We start from the raw sequence: 26312 nt of genomic DNA on the forward strand, positions 1-26312 counted from the left end.
TTTTTCTCAACCCAAAATTCGGGCGCGGCAAATCTCCAGAATCTCATCAGCAAGAGACGAATCATCAGGGCAGGCGCGGGATAACACCAGAGCACCGACAAGATGGGCAATAGTGTCAATCAGGTCGGCACGCGTTCCGCCTTCTCCATTATTTTCATTTCCTAAAACGGCCAGCTGACGTTCAATGCCGGCGGCAAATGTCGCCTTGATTGACTCAGACTGACGGGCCGTATCGGTGCCCAATGCCGACATCACACACCCCTTTCCCCTATCATCGCGATGTTGTCGGGAGAGGTAGTATTCAATAAATTTTTTCCGATCCACACCTGCCGTGCTTTCGGCGGATCGCGTAAAACCGCAGCTCATTGCCTCCGCCATCAGATCAGCCTTGGAACCAAAGTGCTTGTAAAACCCTCCGTGGGTTAAGCCTGCCGCTGACATCAGTTCCGCGACGCCCACGCCATCGTAACCGCGCTCACGAAAAAGTTCTGAGGCCGTTTCAACAATGCGCATTCGGTTTTCCCGAACCTGCTCTTTCGACACTTTCATGCTTTCCTGCCCCTCTCAAAAATAGGGTTTAAGTATACATTGATGATGATCATAATCAAACCAGTTGACTTTATAGATTACGATCATCATCATTATATCGAACACTTCGACCAACCCCTTAGCAGGCGAATAAACATGACGAACCAGACATTATTTCAACCCTATGATCTTGGGACAATAACACTTGCCAACCATATCGTAATGGCACCCCTGACGCGTAACCGGGCAGGAGCAGGTTTGGTCCCCACCGAACTGGCGGCGACATACTACGCCCAGCGTGCCACAGCAGGTTTGCTGATTACCGAAGCCACGCAGATCTCAGCACAGGCGCAGGGCTATCAGGATACGCCGGGGATCTATACACAAGCTCAGATCGAGGGTTGGCGAAAAGTGACTGACGCGGTTCATGCCAAAGGTGGGCGCATATTTGTACAGCTATGGCATGTAGGACGAATTTCGCATGTCGATTTACAGCCTGGTGGCGCTGCGCCTGTCGCGCCGTCTGCCATTCGCGCCGCGACGAAGACCTTTGTGAACAACGGTTTTGCTGACGTCTCTGAGCCACGTGCGCTTGAGTTGCAGGAAATACAGGGGATTATCGACGATTTCAGAAAGGCATCGGCCAATGCCATTGCCGCCGGGTTTGATGGCGTTGAGATTCATGGCGCGAATGGTTATCTGCTGGAACAGTTCCTTAAAGACGGCGCCAATCAGCGTACCGATGAGTACGGCGGCTCTGTCGAGAATCGTGCACGCCTGCTGTTAGAAGTCACGGCTGCGGTAATAGATGAGATCGGTGCAGATCGCACCGGCGTGCGCATTTCACCGGTTTCCCCTGCTAATGCGATTTCATGCAGTGATCCGCAGCCGCAATATGACTACGTCGCTGATGAACTTAATGCATTAGGTATCGTGTACCTCCATGTAGTTGAAGGTGCTACGGGCGGCCCGCGTGATGTATCACCGTTCGATTACGACTCCCTGCGCCGGCGCTTTAAAAACACCTACATCGGCAACAATGGCTATGATCTGGCGCTGGCGTCCGCTCAGCTTGCGCAAGGCAAAGCCGATCTGTTCGCGTTCGGTCGTCCGTTCATCTCCAACCCTGATCTGGTCGAAAGGCTGAAGACGGGCGCGCCCCTGGCCGCACTCAATCCTGAAACGCTGTATGGCGGTGGTGCAGCGGGATATACCGATTACCCGTCGCTTACCCAGACCAGCAACTAAAGCAACAGGTGTCACGGTTATGCCGGTATCGCATATTGCGAATTCTGTTTACACATTAATAAAGAAGATCAACTTATGACTAAAGCTTCAGTCCTCATTACAGGCGCATCCACGGGTATTGGTGCTGTTTACGCTGAACGGTTTGCCCGCCGGGGCCACGACCTTGTTCTGGTCGCCCGCGACAAAGCAAGGTTAGAGACCCTTGCCGAACGTCTGCGACAGGAAAATGGCATTTCTGTCGATGTTTTGCCCGCTGACCTCACGCAAACCAGTGATTTAGCCGTGGTCGAAGCTCGCCTGCGTGAAGACGCGCAGATTGGCATTCTTATCAATAACGCGGGTATCGCGCAGTCTGGCAGTTTTACAGAGCAGACGCCTGATTCGATAGAAAGCCTTATCGCGCTTAACGTCACCGCCCTGACCAGACTGGCCAGTGCCGTGGCACCACGGCTCGTGCAAGCGGGTGAGGGATCGATCGTCAACATCAGCTCCATCGTCGGACTCGCCCCGGAATTTGCCATGACGGTTTACGGCGCAACCAAAGCCTTTGTGCTTTTTCTGTCTCAGGGAATGAATGTCGAGCTGTCATCTAAGGGCATTTATGTCCAGGCGGTGCTTCCTGCCGGCACTTATACGGAAATCTGGGACCGTGCGGGTATCGATATCAGTAACTCGGCAAAATTCATGGAAGTGGGCGAGTTAGTGGATGCCGCACTGGTGGGCTTTGATCGCCGTGAACGGGTCACCATCCCGCCGTTACATCATGCTGCCCGCTGGGACACTCTTGATGCTTCGCGTCAGGCTCTGCTTTCAGACATCAAACAAGATGAAGCCGCAGAGCGATATAAAGCACTTTAGTCAATGAGTTGCACTTTGCAGAACGGTTTTCCGGCTGTTCTGCAGAGAGGTAAATCCGACATAAATCCCTTACAGCGTGTCTTCTCATCAATGATGAGAAACCTCAAAAAATCAGGCCTTATTCAGCATGACAAAAAAACGTGTAGCACTGGTTACCGGCGCTTCCTCAGGTATCGGCGAAGCGACAGCCGTTAAACTTTTAGCCGCGGGGTATACGGTATACGGCACGAGCCGGCGCGGGTCACTGGCGGAAACGCATCCGTTTCCGTTATTGATGCTTGATGTGACGGACGACGCTTCTGTCGGGGCGGCTATTGAGGAGTTGCTGCGCCGGGAGGGGCGGATCGATATTCTGGTGAATAATGCGGGCTTCGGGGTCGCTCCGGCGGCGGCGGAAGAAAGTTCTATCGAGCAGGCCAGGCGCATTTTCGACACCAACTTTCTGGGCGTAGTCAGGATGACGCGGGCCGTGATCCCTCAGATGCGCCGTCAGGGGAGTGGGCGCATCATTAACATGGGTTCGATACTCGGAATCGTTCCGTTGCCATACGTGGCACTTTATGCAGCCAGTAAGCATGCGGTCGAAGGGTATACGGGAGCACTGGATCATGAACTGCGCACGCAGGGCATCAGAGTTTCTGTCATCGAGCCTGCTTACATGAAAACACAATTTGAAAACAATAATATAGAGCCGGATGCCAGGCTTGAAGAGTATGACCTGATCCGGGCTAAGCTGGCGAAAGTGGTTAGCAAGGCCATGGCCGAAGCGGAAAGCCCGGAGGTTGTGGCTGACGTGGTTGTTAAAGCGGCTCAGACTTCACGCCCGAAGGTGCGCTACACGGCGGGAACGCTGGCAAGAAAATTGAATTTTATTCTCAGATTCGCTCCTGCGTCGTTCCTGGATAAGGTGGTGCGCAACAGTCTTCAGCTTGATGCGAAAGAAAAAAAATGAAATTTTCTCAACGGGCTATTCTGACCTCTGTGTTGTTTTTTATCCTGGTCAAGGTAAGGATATTTTTCCCGGCACAGCATTTTCTCTAACGGGATATGCTAAACGAGGTGGCACAAATAGAGGCAAATATGTGTGGATAGAGTTTAATGATCTATGCAGTATTGTTATGATACCAGTCTGAGCGATTTGTCTTCTATGGAAAAGTACTTTATACCAAGACCTTGTTTAGACTGGAAAGTAGCCTGTATAACTTTCATTATATATTATATATTATATATTATATATTATATATTGTGACCATAACAAAGATGGGAACATAGTCTATCTTAAATGAGAGCTCAAGTATGACCAGGAAAGAGGAAATTCTTCGTGCGGCTCGCAAATGTATGCGAGAAAAAGGTTTCCATAATGCTTCCGTACAAAGTATTGCCCGAGAGGCAGGGGTGAGTACGGGGCTCATTTATCGTTATTACAAAAGTAAAGCTGAAATTATTGAAATACTTATCATTGATGCCGTTGATAATTTAAAAGAGTTACTTACAGAAACGCACAGCCAAAGTAAAACTGACATTTTTTCGCCTGACTTCGTTTTTGCTGAAAAAAGATCATTTATTGATAATGCACAAGAAAGTATTTCTTTGCTGCTTGAAGTTTCGGCAGAAGCTCGTCGTAATCCATGCTACCAGTCTCTTTTTACCGCAGCGTATGAGGAGCTGAAAAATAATGTATATCAGCGTGAGGCTGAGCGGAATCCTGATATTTCCGAAAGCGCCCTGCGGACACGACTTTATTTTTCCTCACTTCTGATAGATGGACTGGTGATACGCCGGCTCAGGTTAGGAGAAGAGACAAATAATGAGGCTGATAAAATAGCTATGCGGTTTTTAAATGTTATGACAGCAAGCCAGAACCGATGAGTTGTTATTCAATCTCGAAAAGGAAGGACTCAATTTTTTTGAGTTCCTCCAAATCCAGTTTTTCCTCTCTAAAAATTCGACAGAGAAACCCATCGATAACAATCAGTATCAACCTGATCCGATCTGAAGAATATTTTATCTTTCCTTCATTTCTGAAACATAAGGTTTCAATCAGCAGTAATTCTTCTTTCCATAGTATTTCCCTGACCTCCTTATTGCGTGCTGCTTCAGAGTAGGCTTCGAGCAAAAGGGCGTGATTTTGTGAAGACCAGCCCTGCCAAAAGGGAGACTGACCATCCAAAATATGTAATAGCTCCGTCAGGTGCATAAGGCGTTCGGTTAGAAAATTTCGCCACTCAGCGGCGATGATTCGCACCACCTCATTTATCAGATCTGTCTTGCTCTTGTAATGGCGATATAACTGTCCCGGCCCCATCCCCGTCTCTCTGGAGAGATCGCTTATACTGCCACCGTGAAATCCGGAGCGGCTAAAACATACTTTAGCGGCCTCGGCTATTATTTTTCTTCGTTGTGTAAATATAAGAGTGTCAGATTTCTCAGTCAAAATATCACCAGTGACAATATATAAAGGTTGTGTTAAGGGTTAATCCACTCTGGGATACGAAGGGCTATTCATCCTTAATGAATACCCTCGGGTGGCGATACCTCGATATATTCCCCATCAATGTTGCGCTGATAATACCTGCCCGCCCTGACATAATAGCGTTTCCCGTTGAAATCCATCACTGACATGGCTTTATTATGGGCGCGCGTGACAGGCGCTTCTACCACAACATACCGGTTACCTATTTCCCGGTAATAAGTGTTATTGAATAACCAATACGTCAAACCTTGGATCACAATCATTTCTGCCGCAGGAGGCGGGACAGTAAACGGTGCGACTATACCTGGCATCGGGGGCGCGGCGATTTCCCTGCCCGGACCATCAAAGGGAACGGCATAGACGCCCGCCGGTATGCTCAGAAAAAATAAAAGGGTGCAGGTGTAAATCTTCTTCATAAATACCTCATAATTTTTTGATTATTCACAAAATCAGTATTTTTCAGGTAAATGCCAGCCATCTCAATATAATTTTCTGGCTGGCAATCCGCCTTAGTGTTTAATCTCCGATTCTTTGAGTGCGGTTCCTCCCCCCATCACCTTGTAAAGCGTTATCAGATTTTCGTAATACGCCTGCTGGGTACTAATAAGCGACGTCCTTGCCGTGTAAAGGGTACGCTGAGCAATGAGAGCGTTAAGCCAGCTATCCACACCATTTCGGTAGCGAAGATCTGACAGATGGAAATAGCTTTGAGCTGAGGTCACGTAATTCTGCTGACCTGTTAACTGGTCATTGATAGTGCCTCTGCGTGCCAGCGCATTTGCCACTTCCTGAAACGCTGTCTGAACTGCCTTATCATATGCCGCTACGTAATATTCCTTTTGGGCTTTGGTGTAATTCAGCTGAGAGGTGTTATAGCCGCCGGAAAAAATAGGCAAGGAGATACTGGGCGAGAAGGACCACACTCCGGCTCCGTGTTTAAACAGAGATGAAAGGTCAGAACTGGCTGCGCCTCCACTGGCAGTCAGTGAAATGCTGGGATAGAAATTCGCCCGGGCAGCGCCGATGCTGGCATTTGCCGATTTCAGATTATGTTCTGCTTCCAGCACGTCAGGCCGATTCATTAAAACGTCAGAAGAGACACCCGCCGGTATTTCCCGGAATGCATGGGAGAGTGTTTCAATGCCTTCAGGTAAAAGAGCGTCGGGAACCGTTTTTCCGACGACCAGGTCAAGCGCATTTTTATCCTGCGCTACGCTGGTTTTATAACTTGCCACATCGGCAAGCGCAGACTGATACGTGGTATCCGCAGAAGAGACATCCACCATCGATGCCGTACCGTGACGAAGCTGCGCCTGTGTAACCTCCAATGACTGACGGGCGCTTTCTGCGGTTTCTTTGGCGACTGCAAGATAACTTCGGTCGGCAGCCAACGTCAGCCAGTAGTCGACCGTATTATAAAGGACGGTCAGGCGGGTACTTCGCGCTCCCTGAAGCGTGCTGAGATACGTTTCATACTGCTCGCGGGTCAGGCTTTGGTTCTTACCAAACAAATCGAGCTCAAAGGAACTGACGCTGGCGTCTCCCTCATAACTCGAGCTTATGGCGGTTTTATTACCTTCCCCTGAGAGCGAACGGGAGCGACTCCCACTGAGCTCAGCATTTATGGTCGGGAAAAGATTAGATCGTTCTTCCCCATATTGTGCCCGGGCGGCTTTGACATTGGCAACGGCTTCGCGCAGGTCCCTGCTGCTGTCAAGAGACATCGCCACGACCTGCCGGAGTTTGGCATCCTGAATATAATCGTACCAGCCTGTGTCGCGATAACTTACGTCAGTGGTCTTGCCCGAACTGACATAGGCTTCCCCTTGCGGGGATGTGGCCGGTGTCGATAAGTCAGGACGCTTATAATCGGGATCCAATGAAATGCAACCGGCCAGCAACATTGGGACGCATAGAATCAGAAGCTTAACGTTCATTTTGTTCTCCTTTTTCTTCAGCGGCATTACGTACCTCTTTATGGTCTGCCGGAAGTCCGGGGAACATGCGTCTTACCAGAACGAAGAACAGGGGGACCAAAAATATGGCCAGAAGAGTGGCAGTGAGCGTCCCGCCAATGATACCTGTGCCTATCGCAATGCGGCTGTTCGCGCCCGCACCGGAAGAAACCGCCAGCGGCAATACGCCGGCCATAAAGGCAAGGGAAGTCATAATTATCGGACGCAGGCGCATACTGGCTGCATGAATAGCGGCCTGCAGCAGATTTTCTCCTTTCCGATAATTGTCTTCGGCAAATTCCACGATGAGGATGGCATTTTTTGCTGAAAGCCCAATGATGGTCAGCAGCGCAACCTGGAAATAAACATCATTTTCCAGCCCGCGCAGAGTGATAGCCAGAAGGGAGCCAATGACACCCAGCGGAACGACCATAATGACGGAGAAGGGAACCGACCAGCTCTCATAGAGGGCTGCCAGGCAGAGAAACACCACAATCAGAGAAATACCGTAGAGGGACATGGCCTGATTGCCTGAGAGTTTTTCCTGGTATGAAAGTGATGACCAGGCGTACGTCACACCTGACGGCAACTTGCTGGCAAGTTTCTCCATGGCGGTCATCGCATCACCGGAACTGTTGCCAGAGGATGCACTTCCCTGAATTTCATACGATGACAGTCCGTTGAAACGTGAGAGGGTATCTGAGCCGTAAACCCAGTGAGAGGAGGCAAAAGAAGAAAACGGTACCATCGTACTGTTTCCATCACTGTCAGTTCCGCGCACGTACCATTGGTCGATATCCTCGGGCTTGCTGCGATGGTTCAAATCACCCTGCACATAGACTTTTTTCACACGACCGCGATCAACAAAGTCATTAACATACGTACCGCCCAACGCCGCGCTGAGCGTGTCGTTAATATCACTGACGGAGACGCCAAGGGACTGCGCCTTGTCATCGTCGATGTCGACCTGAAGCTGAGGCAAGTCCGGCAGTGTATTGGCCCGGACGCTGTCCAGCGAAGGATCTTTAGCCGCCTCAGAAATAAGTTGGTCACGGAGTTTAATCAGCGTGCTGCTGTCAGTCCCCGCGCGCGCCTGAAGCTCGAAGGTGAAACCATTAGACTGCCCGAGTCCCGAAACCGCCGGCGGGGTCAGTACGAAAATTTGTGCATCCCTGATCCCTGCCAGGTTCATCATTGCCCGCCCGGCAATAGCGTCAGCCGTGTTGTTACTGCCTTTGCGGTCATCCCAGTTTTTAAGTGAGATAAAGCCGATGCCCGCATTTTGTCCGCTGCCGGCGAAGCTGAAACCGTCAACCAGCATGCCGACATTAACGTTATCTTTCTCTTTGGTCAGGAAATACTGCTGTATCTCCTTGCGCACTTCACGGGTGCGGTTTTCAGTAGCACCGGGAGCCAGCTGGTACTGCACCATGATGTATCCCTGGTCTTCAGTAGGGAGAAAGCCGGTTGGCAGCCGCATGTACATAACGGCACAACCTAACAAAATCACCCCGTAAACAAGAATAAAGCGCGTGGGTCCATGAATAACACGCCCTACGCCATTCTTGTAGCGACCTTGAATGGTCATGTATGTGCGGTTAAACCATCCGAAGAAGCCTTTATCATTACTTTGCGGGGTATGGGGTTTAAGCAATGTTGCGCACAGGGCGGGCGTCAGTGTCAGGGCCACTATCACTGACAGCACCATAGAGGAAACTATCGTGATGGAGAATTGCCGGTAAATAACGCCCGTTGAGCCGCTGAAAAAAGTCATCGGCAGGAAAACGGCGGAGAGGACCATTGCAATTCCTATAAGTGCCCCGGTTATCTCTCGCATCGATTTTTCAGTGGCCTGGCGAGGGGGAAGATTTTCCTCGCGCATAACGCGCTCAACGTTTTCGACGACGACAATGGCGTCATCCACCAGCAAGCCGATTGCCAGCACGATACCAAACATCGTCAGGGTGTTGATGGAATAGCCAAATGCTGAAAGCACCCCAAACGTTCCCAATAGCACAACCGGAACAGCGATAGCCGGAATTAAGGTGGTGCGGATATTTTGCAGGAAAATAAACATCACCAAAATAACCAGCAAAATGGCTTCGCCAAGCGTTTTAACCACCTCGGTGATGGATACTTTAACAAAGTCCGTACTGTCTAGCGGATAAGCAACGACATAGCCGGCGGGCATGCTCGTCTGAAATTCAGCCACGATTTTTTTGACTTGTTCTGCTGTCGTGAGCGCATTCGCTCCCGATGCCAGCTGAACCGCAATCCCGGCAGCCGGATGGCCATTGGCAATAACGTTAGAGCTGTAATCTTCATTACCCATCTCAACCCGCGCCACGTCGCTCAAACGCACTGCGGAACCGTCAGATTTACTCTTAAGAACAATATGACGAAATTGATCCGGCGTCTGAAGGCGTGAGCGTGACTGAACGGTGGCGACCAGTTGCTGTTCTGTACCTGATGGCATGGCGCCAAGCTGGCCGGAGGCGACCTGAGTATTCTGATTCTCAATCGCCGTTTTCACGTCGGATGGCATAAGGGAGTAGGCTGCAAGTTTGACGGGATCCAGCCAGATACGCATGGCATATTCTGAGCCAAAAACCTGAACGCCCCCGACGCCTGAAACGCGCGCCAGTGTGTCCTGCATGTTACTCACAAGGTAGTCTGCGACATCGGCGGAGGTGCTTTTATCTGTCTTGTCATACAGCGCCATAATAAGCAGGAAGTCGCTCTGCGCCTTCTCGACAGTTACACCTTGGGATGTCACAGAGTCAGGCAGGCGACTTTCTGCCTGCTGAACTTTGTTTTGCACCTGAACCTGTGCGATATCCGGGTCGGTTCCTTGTTTGAAGGTCACGGTGATTTTCACCTGACCCGTAGACGCCGTACTGGTTGAAGAGAAGTACAAAAGGCCATCGAGACCGGTCAGCTCTTGCTCAATAACCTGAGTCACGCTGCTTTCGAGCGTTTCAGCGGATGCGCCCGTATACGTAGCCTGAATACTAATTTGAGGCGGCGCCACGTCTGGATATTGCGCAATAGGCAGGCTGTTAATGCTGATAATACCAAACAGCATGATGACGATGGCAATGACCCAGGCGAAGACCGGGCGTCTGATAAAAAACTGTGCGAGCATGCTTACTTGCCTCCGGTAGCGGTGATGGAAGCGTCGTTCGCAGCCGTGCTGCCAACCTCGGTGATTTTAACGTCCATACCGGCCTGGACTTTGCCCGTACCCTCGGTGATCAGACGTTCGCCCGCCTGAAGGCCGCGGGTGATCAGCCATTTATTACCCACCACGCCCCGGTGGTGACCTGCCGGCTTTCAACTTTGTTGTCCTTCCCTGCGACAAGGGCCGTGGCATCGCCTTTGGCGTCACGCGTGATACCTTGCTGAGGGGCCAGGATGGCATTGTTGCGAACACCCTGGCTCACGGAGGCCCTGACGTACATACCTGGCAGAAGCTCATGTTCCGGGTTAGGAAAAATGGCTCGGAGCGTTACCGTGCCCGTGGATTCATCAACGGAAACCTCTTCCAGTTCAAGCTTCCCTTGATGCAGGTATTTTGTACCATCATCCAATGTCACGGTAACGGGGACGGTTTCTTCTTTCTGCGCGGCGTGTTGTTGCTGTTTCCTGAGCTTTAACAGCTGGGTACTGGACTGTGTTAAATCGACATAAATCGGATCCAGTACTCTTATCGTAGCCAGCGCATCGGTCTGGCTCGCCGTGACTAATGCACCTGGGGTCACTGATGAAATACCGATACGGCCTGAAATCGGCGCCCTTACCTGGGTGTATTCAAGATCAAGGCGGGCGCTTTGCGCCGCTGCCCGGTACTGCGCCACGGAGGCCACATTCTGCTGGTAGGTCGCTTGTGCATCGTCAGCATCCTGACGGGTTACGCCCTTTTCTTGCAGCAGGGCGGTATAACGTTCAGCTTTAAGCTTGCTGCTTTTCACCACGGCAATGGCATTGTTCATCTGCGCAACCGCTTCATCATAACTGGCCTGATAAGTGGCCGGGTCAATTTGATAAAGGACCTGTCCCGCTTGCACCTCATCCCCTTCCGTGAATAGCCTTTTCTTTATGATGCCACCGACCTGTGGCCTGACATCAGACACCATCGTTCCGGTAACACGTCCTGAAAGTTCACTATAAAGGGTAACGGATTCAGACTTTAGGGTGACGACGCCCACATCAGTAGGCATGGAACCCGGCCCCGGCATCCCGGCATTCTTTTGATCACAACTAACTATCAAAAGTGCGAGCCCTGTAATAAATAATTTTCTGTAAACCATAAGTAGATCGACCTTTAGTGAACGTTCATTCTCAACTTGAGACTTTACCAGCCCACATAAAAGACGTACGTAAGTAATATGAAAAGAGCCCGCATGAAAATTGAAATCATATGGAGTATCCGTAACGATGCGACAGGATATCGTCAGGCACTATTAAGAATGCGAAAAGGGTCTGTGCAAGCCAGAAACTCTACTGCAAGATGCACAAACTTTACTCTGCTGGTGCATTTTTCATGAAAAAAAAAGTCGCTCTGCTGTGTATTATGGCCCTACCCGTGACCTCAATGGCCTCTGCAAAAACTGATGGACTGAGCATTGGTGCCGGCGTCGCCATTGCGCAGAGCCCCTATAAAGATTATGACCATGATGTCCAGGCCCTTCCGCAAATCATGTATGAGGGAGACAACTTTTGGGTGCATGGGCTTGGGGCCGGGTACTATCTGTGGAACACGGAAGAAGACAAATTGTCAGCGACGGTGTACTGGGCGCCTTTTAAGTTTAAATCTGATGACAGCAGCGATAATCAACTGAAACGACTGGATAATCGTAAGTCAACCGCTATGGCGGGATTAACTTACACCCACATGACAGCGTATGGCTTTCTCCGGGCCGCTGTGGCGGGCGATGTACTCGGCAACAGCGACGGTATGACAGGGAATGTGGGCTGGATGTATCCCTGGAGCGTGGGGGTATTGATTTTCTTTCCGGCGCCGGCGTGGAATTTGCTGATGCCAAACAGAATAATTACTACTACGGGATCTCACAGAAAGAGTCGCGCAGAAGTGGTCTGAGCGCCTATGACGCAGGCAGCAGCTTGTCACCTTTTCTGGAACTCAATGCCGCCTATTCCATTAACGAAGACTGGAAAGTTAACGTAGCCGTTCGTTACCTTCATCTTTCTGATGAAGTTACGGATAGCCCGATGGTCGATAAAAGCTGGACCGGGATCCTCTCGACCGGGGTGACTTATACCTTCTGAGATAATGAAAAAAGGGACGTTCGGCGTCGCCAACTCAATCAAATACTGGCCGCCGGGCGAAATTGCCGGGATGCAATCACCCGTCCTTTGCACCCCTGCAAATCGGTGCGCACTGCAACCATCAGACTCCCGTCATCCAGACGTTTAATGCCTGTCTCCAGCGGCATTGGAGCGGGATCAAGTTCGGTTCTTGCGCACTTCACGGGTCAGGAGTTTCTGATTTATATTCCGGGGCAGTTAGATATCAAAGGAACTGGTTTTCGTTAATATAGAGGTGGGGTCATTGCCCCTGATTAATGAGGCAATGAAATATATCTTGGAATTTTATCGACTGCTATACTCTATCGAATTAGTCTTACAAGTATACATAGCGTCGTAATGAATTATTCCATTTGGTCCTTCTGCTGTAAATGGGACTAGATAGACATCAGTAACTTTGGTATTTTTTTGGTCAAAGCTTAGTTTAGGTGATTTGGTTCCTAGTCTATCAGTATCGTGCTGCCAACGAAGCATTCTATCGCCTAAAAAATCTTTTGAAATGAGTGCTGATGCTTCTTCAAAACTTACATTGCTGCATTCAGGGCCACGATGCATGGCAAAATACTCGTTAGCCCCTAACACAACCACTAAAACACTTATTGCAAAAACAACTAGTTTAAGTTTACCCATTTGAATCGTCATGATATTTGAGACTGATATAAAGTTTAACTGTACCTCTCAAGATTATTAACGTCAAATTAGTGGTTTGAACTGTTCCGTTTATTAACACGCGGTAATGTTAGTAATGCACCCTTGGCGTTGATAACAATTTCGTACTTCCGCTTCACGCCCTGAGACATTCGACAAGCTTTTTATGGCTTCAGTAAGGGCGAGTGTCGCGCTTCGAGAGCCAGCAAATATTTTGCTTCGTCGTACTGGGTTCTGGTCTTCCAGCAGCGGTAAATGATCCTTATCCATTTGAAGGCAAGAGCCCGGATTGCAGACTGGTGAGATTTTCCTTTTTCTCGCAGTCCCTGATAATAAAGTCTGGCCCAGTATGATGAGTTAATCGTCTTCGCAGCCCATTCGACAAAGGTCTGCCTGACGAACTTGGCACATTGCCATCGCCAGTGAACCCATGATTTCTGGCCACTTCGTTCGGTCACCGGTGAAATACCTGCATAGTTTTGAATTTCTTCAGCGCTGTTAAACCGGTCACGGTTATCACCAAGTGCAGCAAGCATCCGTGGGCCCATACACGGCCCCATGCCCGGAAGTGATTTGAACAGCCCCGCATCTGGCAATGTGTCAAACAGCGTTTCGATTCGTTCGTCATAGGTTTTGATGATTTCACTCACGACTTTAATTTGTGTCGCCAGTGCTGTTGCCATCAAAGCATTAGCCTCTATAACACTCGGGTCTGTCGTCAATGGGATCGCATTATCAATACTCGCAACACGTTGCTCGGTAAGGGCCATTGCGCGGCCACCTCTGGCATTCAGAAAATTTCGGGTCGTGTCGCGCCTGGCTCGTTTCAGTTGTTGCAGACTGGGCCACCGGATAATCAACTCACACAAAAGTAAGCTACCCCGATGTGAGAACCACTCCAGTGGCTGAGGATAATACTGTTTAAGCGTGTTGATGAGGCGATTCACAAAGCGGCGTTTGTCTTCAACCAACTGACGACGTTGCTCAACCAGTTGCTGAAGTAAGCGAATATCCGCATTGTCGGGTTCAATAGCTTTTATCTTTTGGGGATAACGCAGCATTAACTCTAATGCCAGCTCTGCATCCTGCGGGTCATCTTTAGCGCCGCTGGGCGAGAAGGCTTGACGGTAACGAGCCAGGGACAAAGCGTGGACGGGGAAAACGGTGATAAAGGGATATTTTTGAAGAGCATATACCACGGGGCCCTTCTTCAGCTCGAGAGCTATGGCGATTCTGCCTTTTACCTTCTGGTGTAACTCAGTAAGCCAGGCATCAAGCGCTTCTGCTGTATGTTCAATCACATCGAATACGCGTTCACTGTTTTTAAACTGAACACAGACATCGTGTTTTTTATCCGCCCAGTCCAGACCAACGTGCGCAGCAAATTGATTAGTCACAGTCATCACCAACTCCTTTTTATCGGGGATTGGTATGCATTCCACGCTCTTCGAAAGAAATATAGCCAGCAGTTTATCTGCATGCCCTGAGTATTCGTTAGCGAACGTGGAGCACCTACTGGCTCGAAAGAAAAGCGGCGATCATCACGTGATTCTCGCTCAATATTCGTAACCAGCAAGCGCATACCCTGAATCACTTAATAGTGTAATTCTCAGGGTGCGAATGACTATATCTCGCTTATAGCGGGTGGATGAGTCCTTATGGTGGCCAATTAAGTGCAAGAAGAGGATATTTTGAGCTCTACAGCAATAACTAAGCAAGCTAATGCCAGCTGAGCTTCAGCGATAATTTCTATTAAAAAGTCAGCCACAACCCTGATCCGTGAAGATGCTGGTAAGGCGGTACGACTGACCAACCAGAGGTCTTCAGAAAACACATCTTGTGTTTGGATGACTTCCACCAGATCGCTGTTTTTCGCGGCAATGAAGCAGGTAAAATTGCCAGTACCAGGCCTGTTTTTACTGCAACAATCTGTGTTACAAGGCTGGTCGAGGCTAATGTCAACGTCCTGCCTGGGAAGTTTTCATTGACCACTACAATCGCACCTTATGGTGAAACTGTTGCCTACCCATTTAACAGTCCAGCACCGGACTCAATGAAAGCTGATTCAGATGGAAACCTTTATATTGCACTACATGGTCAGGGAAGAGTTATCGTGTTAAACCGCAACGCCATTCCAATCGGCCAAATCACCATTCCAGGCCGTGACGAAGGGAATTATCTTCGTACTACCAACTTGGCAATCAAGCAGGGTGAACGTGACGTTTACATTACGGCATCGAGTGACATGAATAACAAAAATGGGTCCGGAATTTTCAAAGTGTCCGGGTTCGCTAACGGATTATAAAAATAAAACAGTTTCCCTGTGAGATGGGAACTGTTCGTTAACGGTTGTTCTTGCTAGGTTTCTGCTTTACCGACCGTGTCTGCCGATGACCACTTTTTAAGCGTTGCCATTAAGCTATGAAAGCTCATTTTGATGTTAAGATTTATGAAATAATGAGATAGCGGATTAATAATAATTAACCCAGCCATCTTAGAGTGAGTTACTGACTTTTAAGGCTCTGCATGTCAATAACGAAGCGATATTTAACGTCGGCTTTCAACAGTCGTTCGTAAGCCCGATTGATATCCTGAATGTCGATCATTTCGATATCAGAAGTGATGCCATGCTTACCGCAAAAATCCAGCATTTCCTGCGTTTCCTGCAATCCACCGATAAGCGAGCCTGCAAGTGATTTTCCACGATAAACCAGTGGCGCAGAATTCAGAGTTGGCTCTAACGGACCAAGATACCCGACAAGCACTAATGCACCACCCGGTGCCAGAGTAGCGACATACTCGTTTACGTCATGATTATAGGGAACCGTGTCAATAATGATATCAAAGCTACCCGATGCCTGCTCCATCGCTTTCTGATCTGATGAGATAAGAACGTGTTTCGCGCCCAGCCTGCGCGCATCTTCTTCCTTCCCCGGAGAACGACTGAACAGCGTGACTTCAGCACCCATTGCTGCTGCCAGCTTCAGAGCCATATGTCCCAGGCCACCCAGCCCAACGACCGCAACTTTCTTATCCGGGCCTGCATTCCACCGACGCAGAGGAGAGTAAGTTGTGATCCCGGCACAAAGCAGGGGCGCAACACCCGGTAGAGCGAGACCATCAGGAATGCTTAATACGAAGCGATCGCTAACAACGATTTTTTCTGAATAGCCACCATAGGTAGGCGTACCGTCATGCCTGTCTTTATCAGAATAAGTAAGCGTGTTGTTATCGCAAAACTGCTCCTGGTGATGCTCACAAGGTGCGCACTCGCGGCAGGAATCCACGAGACAACCAACCCCGACCAAATCATCAGCCTGAAAACGGGTTACCTTTTTACCGATGCGAACAACCTTACCGACAATTTCGTGCCCCGGTACTACCGGGTATTCTTCACCACCCCAGTCATTACGGACATGATGCACGTCAGAATGACACACGCCGCAGAATAGAATTTCTATTTCCACATCATCCGGACGCAGGCTACGACGTTCAAATGTAAACGGGACAAGCTTTGCATCCGGGCTGTGTGCTGCAAATCCGCGAACTGTGAATGACATAGTGCTCTCCTGATAAATTCATAACTTTATTCACCGAATCGGTCGGTGAATCATTGTGAGGTGTGTTTGACTAAAAATGCCAAGGGTCACCTGACGCTTAAAATTTACATGTTGGAGGATTGTTCGACTATGCCGAATTTAGCTAATACAATTATTGAAAATATCGAATAATGCTGTTTTATCACCATGATCAGGGAAACTTTATGACTTTAGAACAATCACGGGACAATGTGCGCGATCTGGTAGCTTTCGTTTGTGTTGCCCGTGAGTCTAGTTTTACTAAGGCGGCGGCACGTCTGGGTATGTCTCAGTCTACGTTGAGTTACACAATCAAAACACTTGAGGAAAGGCTCGGCGTCAGGCTCATTTCCCGCACTACCCGAAGTATGGCTCTGACGGATGCAGGTAATCACCTGCTAGCTCATGCAGGCATGCATCTTGACGGAATTGATTATGCGCTTTCAGGCCTAAATTCGTTCCGTGCCGAACCGGCTGGCACCATCAGAATTTCCTGCTCTGATCACGCGGCAGACTCAGTCCTCCAGCAAACCATTATGAAATTTCTTTTGCAGTATGCGGAAATAAAAGTGGAAATCGTGGTGGATAATGCCCTATCTGACATCGTTGCTGAGCGATGCGATGCGGGAATAAGACTGGGCGAAAGGCTTGCAAACGACATGATAGCGCTTCGTATAGGCCCTGATATCAATATGTCTGTTGTCGCTACTCCCGCGTATTTTGAAAAGAATGGCCGCCCTAGTCGTCCTGAAGAGTTGGTCAGCCACAACTGCTTGGCACTCAGACTGGAGACGCACGGCGAGATTTATACATGGGAATTCTCCAGGGGTGGGAAAAAAATCAAGATCAGGCCTGATGGACAGTTTATTTCAAATTCCCCACAGCAAATTGTTAGGTATTGTATTAATGGGATGGGTATCGCCTGTATGCCGACCTCTTATTTCGAAACACATGTGGAAAATGGTTCGCTTGTGAAAATTCTGGAAGACTGGTGCCAGCCTTACGATGGCTATTATTTGTATTATCCAAGCCGTCGTCAGCCAACGCCTGCATTTTCTATTTTATTAAAAGCATTACGTGAAAATGTAACGATATAACCTACAATGAATTAACTATAATTTCTGTAGGGTGTCGATGGCTAGTTTCATTTCAAGTTATTTAAAATAACAGTCTTGGCCGCGCACAGTTAAATAACAACTTTCTAGACATCCGATGTCGTAACTATGTCATGACAAACTTTATAGCTGAAAGCCGCGCATTGCCCTGATTGTAATCAAAAATATGGAAGCATAAATGTACTCTATTTCATGATTGACATTCAAACCACGATACGTCATCTCATTTATTTTAAGAAAAATTCGGTAGTAAACGAAGGCGCACCAATTTTCACCATGTAGATAATTTTATTTTTTATAGATTTATCCATGTAATTAATCCTTTTATCTTTATCCATACTTAATCTGTATTGACATAAAGATATTAAAACTTAGAGGCATGCGATTTTTGCAACACACAAATGCATTGGCCACTGTTGTTATCGAAGTGATTTTTATACATTATATCAATACGTTTTAACTATATTTTCGATAGGGTATAAATCATGAGTAAGTCAATTGGAATTATTGGCAGTGGGATGATTGGTAGTCAGGTGGCGCGCCTTGCAATGGCAGCAGGATATGACGTCGTTATTTGTAATTCACGTGGGCCGGAAACGCTGACAGACCTGATTGCAGAATTAGGTCCCAAAGCAAGAGCTGCAAGGCTGGCAGAGGTTTCTAGCGGAAATGATATTATCATATTGGCTGTTCCATTTGCCGCATACCCTAAACTTCCTGCCGATATCTTAGCAGGAAAAATACTCGTGGATACAATGAATTATTATCCAGAACGTGATGGTATCATGGGCGAAGTCAAAACTGACAAAATTGCTTCAAGTGAGTTGGTTCAAAAGCATCTGGTTGATTCTTGCGTTGTTCGTGCAATCAATAATATGGACTTTGTTCGCCTGCTTAGCCGGGCTCGTCCTGCCGGACATAATGAACGTAGTGCACTCCCTGTTGCGAGTGACTTTGAAGACGCTAAGGCGTCCGTCATTAATTTCCTTGATGATATCGGGTACGATTCTGTGAATATGGGGGCGCTGTCTGAAAGTTGGCGGAGTGAGCCAACTATGCCAGTCTATGTCAATCCATACTGGAGGATTAACACTGTCTATGAATCAGGCCCTACAGATGTAAGCTCATTTATGACGGCTCTTGGCAATGTGGTTAGTAAAGAAAAAGTGACTGATTTGCTTCGGAAAGCTGTCAGGCACGATAAAATGTACGGGTCGCTAGGTAATTTCGATATTAATAAAGCATAAACATGACTATGAGGACCTCAGCAACAGGATAAATGCTGTGGTCCTTATTGATGATTTTAATTTTTAAAATCCGCTAATTTTAAAACTTTGAATCAGTTCATCGATAAATATACGTGTTTTAGCCGGGATCAATGAGCCGGGCATTAGCGCATGAACCTCTATATCCCTGCAGCTTCTCCAGCCGGGAAGTACATTAATTAGCTCGCTGCTTTTAAAATATGGAGCAGCCATCCACTCAGGAACTAATGCTATACCTAAACCCTGAAGTGCTGATATCAGCACTGCCTCGCTACTGTCTGCTAGCAAGACACAATTGGGTTGGAGGGTGCTCGTCGTTTCCCCCTTCTCAAGGGTCCAGTTCGGCCATTCGGGTAACTTAGTAAACCCCAGACATGGGTACTGGGCCAGTTCTTCGGGATGTCTGGGTAGGCCAAATTTCTCAATCAGAGTCGGAGTGGCTACAAGTGCACTGCGAAAAGAACCTAATTTCCTGGAAATCAACGAACTGTCCGACAATATCCCCACCCGGATGACGACATCAAAGCCTTCTCCTACAATATCCACAATTCTGTCTTCAAAGTGAGCATCGATCTGGATTTTTGGATAGTCAGTAATCACTTTAGCAAAAAGCCGTGCAATAATTTCTCTTCCAAAAGAGGTAGGAACAGATACCTTCAGACTGCCTTGTGGGGTGGCTGTAAAATCACCCACATCGCGGGTGGCATTATCTACCTCTTCCAAAGCTCTGCGCAAGCGATGGTAGTACATCTGACCCGCTTCAGTGAGAGTTACGGCCCGAGTGGTACGAATAAGAAGCCTTACACCAAGACTTTTCTCAAGCTGACTCACCCGGCGGGATATTACGGATGCATCCCGCTCAAGCTTGATGGCCGCTGTTCTGAAACTCCCGGTCCTGCCAACCTCCACAAATGACATAAGGTCATCGATTTTATAGTTCTTCATAGTTGCACTCTATGCATTTATGTAATGCATATTTATAACATTGATTACATTTAAACACGTATTAAGATATTCATCTTATAACATGTTCCTAAGCACTAACATGCAATCTGAACGACTATGCGCTGTTGCAAACAGGCTTACAGTTTCTGGAAGGAACCATATTGCTGTAACCATGAACAGGCACTGCGTGACGGTCCCTTATGAAAAATTACTCAGGATCACTCATCATGACCGCTCCTACATCACATTATTTCACTACTGCATCAATCTCCGCTGAGGCGGCGCAGACTCTACTGATGGCTGCAATAAAAGCTGCGGCAGCACTTGGCGTAGAGATATCAGCCGCTGTTGTTGACAACGGGGGCATACTCAAGGCCTTCATCCGAAATGATGCAGCACCTTTCCTCACGGTTGATGCTGCTATCAATAAAGCTTGGACTTCAGCTTCTTTCGGATATCCCACACACGTGTGGAATAGCTTTATGAACGATCCACAACTTGCACCAATTTCGCACGTTCCTAAAGTGCTTGCAGTCGGTGGGGGGTTCCCACTCATGTTTGACGGTAAGATTATTGGTGGACTTGGCATCTCGGGGGGACCTACACCCAGGATCAGGAAATCGCCGAACTGGCACTGAATAAACTAGGCATGTTCCCGTCAAACTGAGGAGTCAGCATAATTAAAAAATTATAGTGGTAACATGGAGATGCAGCCTACCTGTGCAAGGCTGCATCAGGAACATTAGTTCCCGGAACGTGGAGAAGACGACAGGGCGTTCAGCTTTAGCGCTTGCTTCCAGTAACGGGTGTCATAATACTTTTTTTCTTCCGTAAGCCGTTTTTCTGGCCTCGCTAGCCTGCTGCGGAGCATAAGTACATTCCTGACACCGGCAGGATTAATGGCGGCATCACGCTGAAGGCCATTATCAAGCAGCTCGTTGAGCGCCTTTCCAACGAGTTCGTGGGTCATGCCCGGTGCATTTTTCAAAAGTATAGCTTCTGCTTCTTTGCGATTACGGCTTTCATAAAGCCAGTTCAGCGCGTCCATATATCCGCGGACATAGCTGACCAGCGTATCATTATGATTTGACGCCCAGGAGCGGGTTGTCACGCCAACCGTCCCCTGATAATCGCCCAGCTCACTGCCTGTAGCCAGAACCTTAAACCCCTTATCTTTTGCCTGGAGATCCAGAGGTGTACGGAGCAGGGTCGCGTCCGTTGAGCCGGCAAGCAGCGCTTTATATCTGTCACCGGTGCTGCCCACGCTGGAATATTGCACATCCCTGTCTGTCAGGCCGTTTTGCTCAAGATAATTTCTTATCACGAAGGCATAGCCGGTGCTGAGTGCGTCGACGGAAATTTTTTTACCTTTCAGCTCGCTGACATTTTTAATTTCCGGTTTTGCTACCAGGGAAAGGAGTCCGTTATCAACGCCGTAAAACGCAAACATATCAGGATGTTTAACCGGTATTGCACCCTGTCCTTCCTGATAGGCCATAACATTATCGATACCGGCAACAGCAATATTATATTTGCCTTCAAGCAGATTTTTAATAAGTTGGTCAGAGTTAGGGGTGTAATCCATCTCAACATGCAGGCCCCTTTTACTGAAAAAACCTTTTTCCTGAGCAACCCATACCGGCAGGTTCCAGCCTCCCTGAAAGGTCACAACCTTTACTGTCTCGGGAGTTGAAGCCATTTCAGTGTTGTCTGCCGCATGCGCACTGCCGAGTACGGCAACGGTGAGCAAAAGGGATAAAGCTGAATGTCTGAGCATGGTAATTTCTTCTCTTAGATTAGATATTCACGAAGAGAGGACGTTGCAAGAGCTGCGCAAGAAGTCTCACTTCCTAAAGTGTTCAATGATTTTTTAGTAATTTTTTTGTCATCCCCTGAATGGTCACGTGAATCAGCATGATCACAGGAAGAGCTGCGCCAAACAGGCAGATCCCTGTCCACTGCCAGTAACGAAAACCCAGACTGCTCAGTGCCGATCCCAGAGCCATGCCGATAAAACCCGACGTGACGAATATCGATGTAATACGGGACTGGGCTTCTGGCCTGAGCTTGTAAATCACCGACTGATGCACAACCTGCAGTCCCATCGCCGCCACGTCCAGAAGCAGTATGCCGGCGGTCAGCAGCAGGAGTGATGCTTTCGCTTCCGCCATTATTCCCCACGAGAGAACTAACAGCACTGCCAGCGCGATCGTCAGCGCTGAGGCATACCCCTTGTCGCTGATCCTGCCTGCTATACCGGCAGACATCGCACCGGCAGCACCTATAAGCCCGAACAGGCCGATGGTTGAAGGCTGGAAATGATAGGGTTCGCCAGACAGGAACAATGTCAATCCTGTCCAGAGAATACTGAAGCTCCCCATACCCATCATGCAGTAAAAGGCGCGTGTGCGTAGCGCCTCATACTCACGGAGAAGCGAAACCATTGATTTGAGCAGTTCGGGATAAGAAATCTTCCCTGTTACTGCAGAGGGGACCATCAGTTTTCTGATCAGAATCAGTACCATGGTCGCAATAATAACTGCAATCACATACATCCATCGCCAGCCAAGAGCATCAGCAACCAACCCGGAAACCGTGCGGGCAAGCAGTATTCCAAGCAACATCCCTGTGATCATCTGACCCACCCTCTGGCCCCGCTTGTATGCAGGAGTATGGTTCGCGACGTAGGGGATCAGCACCATCGTCGCGCTCGCCGCCAGGCCAAGCAGTAACTGAACGCTGGCAAAAAACCAGAAATGCTGGCTGGTCGCGGTCAGTAAGAGCGCAATGATGCAAAGTGAAATCATTGTGGACGCCAGGCGCCGGCGATCAATGACATCTCCCAGCGGAACCAGAAGTAAAACGCCCAACCCATAGCCAAGTTGGGTGAGTGTCACAAGCAATGCTGTATCTGAGGAAGGGATATTGAACTGACTGCCAATCACTGCAAGGAGTGGTTGAGAGTAGTAAATGTTAGCAACCATAAATGCAGCAGCGATAGCAAACAGCACTGTCTGGCGAGCAGTTAATTGTATATGACTCCCGGTATTCATACGTGCTCCGTGAGGTAATAAAGAAAGGACAGCTCCTGCAGGAGAGGAACTGTCTGTACGGAGGTATTAATGCTGTTAAGAAGGATAATTTTCTTCTGCAGACCACTTATCTTTTGGTTGAGCATGCAGATCCCAGAACACCTGAGCAACGTCTTTTGATTCAGTCGAGCCTGCAGCCACGAGAGCGCCGACAGTGACCGTTGAGATATGGATGTTTTTCTCTTTAAGAGTATCAAACAGGCCGTGCGTCATATTGCGAAGCCCGGCTTTGCCGATGCTTAGCGAAATATAATCAGGATTTGGGTGGGTAGCGAAAATACCCCCGGTCAGCAGAATACTGCCTTCACCGCGTTCAGCCATGCCTGGAAAGACCGCTTTTATTGCAGCGTAACCGGCACCAATATTGATGGTCAGATCCTGAATGAGACCATCGATGGACTGATTATCTAACGTGCCGTCATGAAGCGCCGCAGAGTTAAAATGCAGTACGTCAACCGAGCCCATTTCAGACTCCACTGAGCGGATAAGTTCGACAATACTGCTGATATCGCTGGCATCAACAAAACGACCTTCCGCTTTGAAGCCAGAAGATCTCAGCGTATCCACCTGCTCTGAGACGTATTTCTTATTGCGGGATGTCAGCACCACACGGAATCCTTCACTGGCAAAGCGGGTGGCCGTTGCAAGTCCTATTCCCGGACCAGATCCAATACTCAGAAATGTTTTCATAGCTGTGCTCTCTCAAAGTTGAAATTGAGATTAAATCTTAATAAGTTGCGCTAAAGATGATAATGGGTCTAAATTGCAAATTATTATTGTGTGGGGTGCAGGAATCATGTTTGACAACTTTGACGATCTAACCGCCTTTGTATGTGTGGCAGAAGCGGGAAGTTTTACTGGGGCCAGCACAAGGCTGGGCCGAGATGCTTCAGTGATTTCGCGGCGAGTCAGCCATCTTGAGAAACAGCTTGGGGTGAGGCTCCTGGTACGCACGACGCGTAGCGTCACGCTGACCGAAGCGGGGATCTATTTTCTGCATCGCACCCGCAACGCGCTGGACGAGCTGAGTGCTGCGAGCCGTGAAGTGGGTGATTTTGCTTCGACACCGCAGGGGGTGTTGCGTGTTTCACTGCCGGTAACTTTTGGCCGTGAGGTCATCGCGCCTATTTTGCCTGACTTTCTGGAGAACTATCCGGAAATCCGTATTGATGCACATTTCCTGGACAGGCGGGTTGATATCGTGGCCGAAGGATTTGATGCTGTGATCCGTGTTGGCATCATTCGGGATAGTTCCTTAACTGGACGACAGCTTGGAACCTTTCGCAGTCAGCTGGTCGCATCGCCTGAATATCTCAGAAAATGTGGCACGCCCTCTGAACCGGATGCGCTTGCCTCACATTTGTGTCTGGGCTTTACCACCCATCCGGACTGGCCTCACTGGATCCTGGAAAACGGACATGACCGCGTGCAGATTACCCCTTCCGGGCCTCTGACGACCAATACCAGCGAAGCGCTGCTAAAGGTAGTACTGCGTGGTACCGGCATTGCGCTCCTGCCGGGCTGGATGGTGGCACAGGACATTCGCAGCGGTACATTGATAAACATCCTTCCGCAGTGGCATAGCGCAACGAGAGTTAGTGTTTATGCCCTGATGCCACCCGGCGTCCTGGTTCCGGCCAAGACTCGGGTCTTCATTGATACTGTCTGTAGCCAGCTCGAAGCATCCAACATCTGGCTGGATCGGCAAGTCTGAGGGATCTGCGGCAGTACGCGATTTGATATCCGTACGGGGAGACGTTCGCCGCGTTCGCCTATCCTAATTATCGTATCAAATAGGATAGGCCGCTACAGAGCATCGTCGAAATCAGGAGCTAGTCTGCTGCAGTTATATATCTGCTGGAAATCTCTGGTAGATCCTTGCCACGTTGCCGCTGATAAGACTATCCGGAACGGTGCTTATGGATTTATGGGTTCGAATTATCGAAGGGATGCGAGCAGGTACGTTTGACCGAGTACTCGCGTGCGGCTGAGGCACTGATCGTATCTCCGTATTCGGCCTTGAGACTATGAATGACGACAAGTATTGATCCTTCGTAGATACCGGTAGCAACCATCGATGTTACGGTCGACATCACGATCGGTTAATACTGATGATGTCAGTGGAGCCGTCTTCCTTAAACAGAATTTGGTGGATTTACCTTTCCTGAAGGCTGAATAACTTCTTTTTTTGAAAGAAAATCATGGATTATATTTCATTTTTTATCAGGGAAATAATCTTAGCGTTAACTCATCAATAATTTTATAAATATTGATGAGTTAATTTTTTTGATTGATTTAAGTCAATGCAAATATTTTAGAATATTAATCTTTTTAATTGAAAAATAAATTTTATGCTGAAAATATCCCTATTAAGGCTGGCTTTTAATTCTGAAGTTGACATGAATCGGTCAACTTCAGTCTGTGATTGGAAATTTAATAAATTATTAAGGTTTGAAATGGTGAAATTCAAATATAATAGTCATTTTTTGAATTTTTATACATTTGCAATAATAATTAATCCTGTGCAAATTCAGGTAATTTCCCAAACATTTTATCATGGCGGACGGCTGCTTTAACTAATATTTCAACCTCATCGCGAGTGACAGTTCGACCAGGCGCATTCTTAAAAATTTCAACCGTCACTTTTTGTGCAACATAAGAAGTTTCTGAATGCATATAAGGAGCCACGTATACAGGTGTTGTAGGTTCACTACGCCAGCTTTCAGAAAGTGGACCCATATCAAAAGCATCGTAGCCAATTTTATCAAGGAATTTGATTACTGTATCTTTTGATAACGGATCATTACCTGCAACAGGGAGGGCACTTCTGTCACTTGCTCCAGCAGGTCGTGCACTGCTTAATAATCTGACGAAATCAACATTATTTAGAGCTCGAATAACGTGAGAGTTAGCCAAGTGAGACTGTACCATTTCACTGGTTGCAGTATGTTCTGTTTTTACTTCGGGCATTTCTCCATCGCGTTGAGGATAATAGTTTAGCGTATCAATAAGCGTTTTCCCCGCAAGAAGATCTACAGGTAGATTTGTGTATGCAGGAAAAGGAACAGCCAGAACGATAAGATCTGATGAGTTAATGACATCCTCTATAGTGGCTGCATTTGCATTAGAACCTAAATCTGATATAAGTTCTGAAAGTGTTTCAGGGCCTCGAGAATTGCAAATTACGATATCCAAACCTGCTGCAATTGCAAGCCTTGCTACATTAGCACCGATCATGCCGCTACCAATAATTCCGATAGTAGTGTTAGTCATATGGAC

23 protein-coding genes and 2 pseudogenes are annotated in these 26312 nt (G+C 48.2%); 10 read left to right on the forward strand and 15 right to left on the reverse strand.

The window, feature by feature from the left end; translation table 11 throughout:
- Positions 1 to 6 precede the first annotated feature (6 nt).
- A complete protein-coding gene (locus ACM5QY_RS14090) occupies positions 7 to 549 on the reverse strand; it encodes a TetR/AcrR family transcriptional regulator (protein ID WP_416121392.1) in 543 nt (180 codons plus the stop codon).
- 135 nt (positions 550 to 684) lie between these two features.
- Here ACM5QY_RS14090 and ACM5QY_RS14095 point away from each other — a divergent pair, with 135 nt between their 5' ends.
- The 4 genes from ACM5QY_RS14095 to ACM5QY_RS14110 all read left to right on the forward strand — a co-directional run bounded on the left by ACM5QY_RS14095 (position 685) and on the right by ACM5QY_RS14110 (position 4503).
- Complete coding sequence (locus tag ACM5QY_RS14095; RefSeq protein ID WP_416121393.1) at positions 685 to 1776, forward strand: alkene reductase; 1092 nt, start codon at positions 685 to 687, stop codon at positions 1774 to 1776.
- Positions 1777 to 1851: 75 nt separating this feature from the next.
- The gene (locus ACM5QY_RS14100; RefSeq protein ID WP_416121394.1) at positions 1852 to 2634 is read left to right on the forward strand and encodes an SDR family NAD(P)-dependent oxidoreductase; all 783 of its coding nucleotides are present in this window, start codon (positions 1852 to 1854) and stop codon (positions 2632 to 2634) included.
- A gap of 127 nt (positions 2635 to 2761) precedes the next feature.
- Positions 2762 to 3586, forward strand: coding sequence for an oxidoreductase (locus ACM5QY_RS14105; protein WP_416121395.1), 825 nt, complete (start codon positions 2762 to 2764; stop codon positions 3584 to 3586).
- A gap of 344 nt (positions 3587 to 3930) precedes the next feature.
- The gene (locus tag ACM5QY_RS14110) at positions 3931 to 4503 is read left to right on the forward strand and encodes a TetR/AcrR family transcriptional regulator (RefSeq protein ID WP_416121396.1); all 573 of its coding nucleotides are present in this window, start codon (positions 3931 to 3933) and stop codon (positions 4501 to 4503) included.
- Between the two features lie 4 nt (positions 4504 to 4507).
- On the opposite strand, the gene ACM5QY_RS14115 is transcribed toward ACM5QY_RS14110, so the two are convergent.
- From ACM5QY_RS14115 to ACM5QY_RS14135, 5 genes and pseudogenes are all read right to left on the reverse strand, one after another.
- Positions 4508 to 5068, reverse strand: a complete 561-nt coding sequence (locus tag ACM5QY_RS14115) for a TetR/AcrR family transcriptional regulator (RefSeq protein WP_416121397.1) — start codon at positions 5066 to 5068, stop codon at positions 4508 to 4510.
- Between the two features lie 74 nt (positions 5069 to 5142).
- Entirely contained in the window at positions 5143 to 5523 is a 381-nt protein-coding gene (locus tag ACM5QY_RS14120) for a DUF6515 family protein (RefSeq protein WP_416121398.1), read from the reverse strand.
- Positions 5524 to 5616: 93 nt separating this feature from the next.
- On the reverse strand, positions 5617 to 7071 hold the full coding sequence (locus tag ACM5QY_RS14125; protein ID WP_416121399.1) for an efflux transporter outer membrane subunit: 1455 nt from the start codon (positions 7069 to 7071) through the stop codon (positions 5617 to 5619).
- Positions 7034 to 10207 (reverse strand): efflux RND transporter permease subunit, encoded by a 3174-nt coding sequence (locus ACM5QY_RS14130; protein ID WP_416121400.1) that lies wholly within the window; start codon positions 10205 to 10207, stop codon positions 7034 to 7036. Before ACM5QY_RS14130 ends, ACM5QY_RS14125 begins: the two co-directional genes overlap by 38 nt.
- A 2-nt stretch (positions 10208 to 10209) precedes the next feature.
- A pseudogene (locus ACM5QY_RS14135) lies at positions 10210 to 11372 on the reverse strand (efflux RND transporter periplasmic adaptor subunit).
- 233 nt (positions 11373 to 11605) lie between these two features.
- On the opposite strand from ACM5QY_RS14135, the pseudogene ACM5QY_RS14140 reads away from it, so the two are divergent.
- Positions 11606 to 12351 (forward strand): annotated as a pseudogene (locus ACM5QY_RS14140) (MipA/OmpV family protein).
- 38 nt (positions 12352 to 12389) lie between these two features.
- Here the strand turns inward: ACM5QY_RS14140 and ACM5QY_RS14145 are convergent.
- The 3 genes from ACM5QY_RS14145 to ACM5QY_RS14155 all read right to left on the reverse strand — a co-directional run bounded on the left by ACM5QY_RS14145 (position 12390) and on the right by ACM5QY_RS14155 (position 14441).
- Entirely contained in the window at positions 12390 to 12518 is a 129-nt protein-coding gene (locus ACM5QY_RS14145) for a hypothetical protein (RefSeq protein WP_416121401.1), read from the reverse strand.
- A 157-nt stretch (positions 12519 to 12675) separates the two neighbouring features.
- The gene (locus ACM5QY_RS14150; protein WP_416121402.1) at positions 12676 to 13020 is read right to left on the reverse strand and encodes a YebF family protein; all 345 of its coding nucleotides are present in this window, start codon (positions 13018 to 13020) and stop codon (positions 12676 to 12678) included.
- 182 nt (positions 13021 to 13202) lie between these two features.
- Positions 13203 to 14441 carry an IS110 family RNA-guided transposase gene (locus tag ACM5QY_RS14155; protein WP_416121403.1) on the reverse strand — a complete coding sequence of 413 codons (1239 nt, stop codon included), beginning with the start codon at positions 14439 to 14441 and terminating at the stop codon, positions 13203 to 13205.
- Between the two features lie 434 nt (positions 14442 to 14875).
- Between ACM5QY_RS14155 and ACM5QY_RS14160 the strand changes: the two genes are divergently transcribed.
- Positions 14876 to 15343 (forward strand): SMP-30/gluconolactonase/LRE family protein, encoded by a 468-nt coding sequence (locus ACM5QY_RS14160; protein WP_416121404.1) that lies wholly within the window; start codon positions 14876 to 14878, stop codon positions 15341 to 15343.
- A gap of 199 nt (positions 15344 to 15542) precedes the next feature.
- Here ACM5QY_RS14160 and ACM5QY_RS14165 read toward each other — a convergent pair whose 3' ends face one another.
- A complete protein-coding gene (locus tag ACM5QY_RS14165; RefSeq protein WP_416121405.1) occupies positions 15543 to 16598 on the reverse strand; it encodes an NAD(P)-dependent alcohol dehydrogenase in 1056 nt (351 codons plus the stop codon).
- A 203-nt stretch (positions 16599 to 16801) separates the two neighbouring features.
- On the opposite strand from ACM5QY_RS14165, the gene ACM5QY_RS14170 reads away from it, so the two are divergent.
- Both ACM5QY_RS14170 and ACM5QY_RS14175 read left to right on the forward strand, forming a co-directional pair.
- Positions 16802 to 17713: a LysR family transcriptional regulator gene (locus ACM5QY_RS14170; RefSeq protein WP_416121406.1), complete on the forward strand. Its 912-nt coding sequence runs from the start codon at positions 16802 to 16804 to the stop codon at positions 17711 to 17713.
- A gap of 503 nt (positions 17714 to 18216) precedes the next feature.
- Entirely contained in the window at positions 18217 to 18978 is a 762-nt protein-coding gene (locus tag ACM5QY_RS14175) for an NADPH-dependent F420 reductase (RefSeq protein ID WP_416121407.1), read from the forward strand.
- Between the two features lie 63 nt (positions 18979 to 19041).
- Here ACM5QY_RS14175 and ACM5QY_RS14180 read toward each other — a convergent pair whose 3' ends face one another.
- Complete coding sequence (locus tag ACM5QY_RS14180) at positions 19042 to 19941, reverse strand: LysR family transcriptional regulator (RefSeq protein WP_416121408.1); 900 nt, start codon at positions 19939 to 19941, stop codon at positions 19042 to 19044.
- A 227-nt stretch (positions 19942 to 20168) separates the two neighbouring features.
- Here ACM5QY_RS14180 and ACM5QY_RS14185 point away from each other — a divergent pair, with 227 nt between their 5' ends.
- Complete coding sequence (locus tag ACM5QY_RS14185; RefSeq protein ID WP_416121409.1) at positions 20169 to 20579, forward strand: GlcG/HbpS family heme-binding protein; 411 nt, start codon at positions 20169 to 20171, stop codon at positions 20577 to 20579.
- A 104-nt stretch (positions 20580 to 20683) separates the two neighbouring features.
- Here the strand turns inward: ACM5QY_RS14185 and ACM5QY_RS14190 are convergent, their stop codons facing one another.
- From ACM5QY_RS14190 to ACM5QY_RS14200, 3 genes are all read right to left on the reverse strand, one after another.
- Positions 20684 to 21718, reverse strand: a complete 1035-nt coding sequence (locus ACM5QY_RS14190) for an ABC transporter substrate-binding protein (protein ID WP_416121410.1) — start codon at positions 21716 to 21718, stop codon at positions 20684 to 20686.
- Positions 21719 to 21800: 82 nt separating this feature from the next.
- Positions 21801 to 22994 carry an MFS transporter gene (locus tag ACM5QY_RS14195; RefSeq protein WP_416121411.1) on the reverse strand — a complete coding sequence of 398 codons (1194 nt, stop codon included), beginning with the start codon at positions 22992 to 22994 and terminating at the stop codon, positions 21801 to 21803.
- Positions 22995 to 23069: 75 nt separating this feature from the next.
- Complete coding sequence (locus ACM5QY_RS14200; RefSeq protein WP_416121412.1) at positions 23070 to 23723, reverse strand: SDR family oxidoreductase; 654 nt, start codon at positions 23721 to 23723, stop codon at positions 23070 to 23072.
- 106 nt (positions 23724 to 23829) lie between these two features.
- Here ACM5QY_RS14200 and ACM5QY_RS14205 point away from each other — a divergent pair, with 106 nt between their 5' ends.
- Positions 23830 to 24747, forward strand: a complete 918-nt coding sequence (locus tag ACM5QY_RS14205; protein ID WP_416121413.1) for a LysR family transcriptional regulator — start codon at positions 23830 to 23832, stop codon at positions 24745 to 24747.
- A gap of 800 nt (positions 24748 to 25547) precedes the next feature.
- On the opposite strand, the gene ACM5QY_RS14210 is transcribed toward ACM5QY_RS14205, so the two are convergent.
- Positions 25548 to 26306, reverse strand: a complete 759-nt coding sequence (locus tag ACM5QY_RS14210; RefSeq protein ID WP_416121414.1) for an NADPH-dependent F420 reductase — start codon at positions 26304 to 26306, stop codon at positions 25548 to 25550.
- Positions 26307 to 26312 lie beyond the last annotated feature (6 nt).

Origin of the sequence: Rahnella sp. PCH160 (genome assembly GCF_047784855.1) — a bacterium.
In the GTDB taxonomy this organism is placed as follows: domain Bacteria; phylum Pseudomonadota; class Gammaproteobacteria; order Enterobacterales; family Enterobacteriaceae; genus Rahnella.

Coding starts and splice junctions, on each gene's coding strand:
- ACM5QY_RS14175 (WP_416121407.1), top strand. CDS start 18,217: ATGAGTAAGTCAATTGGAATTATTGGCAGTGGGATGATTGGTAGTCAG.
- ACM5QY_RS14180 (WP_416121408.1), bottom strand. CDS start 19,941: ATGAAGAACTATAAAATCGATGACCTTATGTCATTTGTGGAGGTTGGC.
- ACM5QY_RS14165 (WP_416121405.1), bottom strand. CDS start 16,598: ATGTCATTCACAGTTCGCGGATTTGCAGCACACAGCCCGGATGCAAAG.
- ACM5QY_RS14190 (WP_416121410.1), bottom strand. CDS start 21,718: ATGCTCAGACATTCAGCTTTATCCCTTTTGCTCACCGTTGCCGTACTC.
- ACM5QY_RS14205 (WP_416121413.1), top strand. CDS start 23,830: ATGTTTGACAACTTTGACGATCTAACCGCCTTTGTATGTGTGGCAGAA.
- ACM5QY_RS14155 (WP_416121403.1), bottom strand. CDS start 14,441: ATGACTGTGACTAATCAATTTGCTGCGCACGTTGGTCTGGACTGGGCG.
- ACM5QY_RS14130 (WP_416121400.1), bottom strand. CDS start 10,207: ATGCTCGCACAGTTTTTTATCAGACGCCCGGTCTTCGCCTGGGTCATT.
- ACM5QY_RS14145 (WP_416121401.1), bottom strand. CDS start 12,518: ATGCCGCTGGAGACAGGCATTAAACGTCTGGATGACGGGAGTCTGATG.
- ACM5QY_RS14110 (WP_416121396.1), top strand. CDS start 3,931: ATGACCAGGAAAGAGGAAATTCTTCGTGCGGCTCGCAAATGTATGCGA.
- ACM5QY_RS14210 (WP_416121414.1), bottom strand. CDS start 26,306: ATGACTAACACTACTATCGGAATTATTGGTAGCGGCATGATCGGTGCT.
- ACM5QY_RS14120 (WP_416121398.1), bottom strand. CDS start 5,523: ATGAAGAAGATTTACACCTGCACCCTTTTATTTTTTCTGAGCATACCG.
- ACM5QY_RS14185 (WP_416121409.1), top strand. CDS start 20,169: ATGACCGCTCCTACATCACATTATTTCACTACTGCATCAATCTCCGCT.
- ACM5QY_RS14195 (WP_416121411.1), bottom strand. CDS start 22,994: ATGAATACCGGGAGTCATATACAATTAACTGCTCGCCAGACAGTGCTG.
- ACM5QY_RS14125 (WP_416121399.1), bottom strand. CDS start 7,071: ATGCCGCTGAAGAAAAAGGAGAACAAAATGAACGTTAAGCTTCTGATT.
- ACM5QY_RS14200 (WP_416121412.1), bottom strand. CDS start 23,723: ATGAAAACATTTCTGAGTATTGGATCTGGTCCGGGAATAGGACTTGCA.
- ACM5QY_RS14095 (WP_416121393.1), top strand. CDS start 685: ATGACGAACCAGACATTATTTCAACCCTATGATCTTGGGACAATAACA.
- ACM5QY_RS14090 (WP_416121392.1), bottom strand. CDS start 549: ATGAAAGTGTCGAAAGAGCAGGTTCGGGAAAACCGAATGCGCATTGTT.
- ACM5QY_RS14100 (WP_416121394.1), top strand. CDS start 1,852: ATGACTAAAGCTTCAGTCCTCATTACAGGCGCATCCACGGGTATTGGT.
- ACM5QY_RS14170 (WP_416121406.1), top strand. CDS start 16,802: ATGACTTTAGAACAATCACGGGACAATGTGCGCGATCTGGTAGCTTTC.
- ACM5QY_RS14105 (WP_416121395.1), top strand. CDS start 2,762: ATGACAAAAAAACGTGTAGCACTGGTTACCGGCGCTTCCTCAGGTATC.
- ACM5QY_RS14150 (WP_416121402.1), bottom strand. CDS start 13,020: ATGGGTAAACTTAAACTAGTTGTTTTTGCAATAAGTGTTTTAGTGGTT.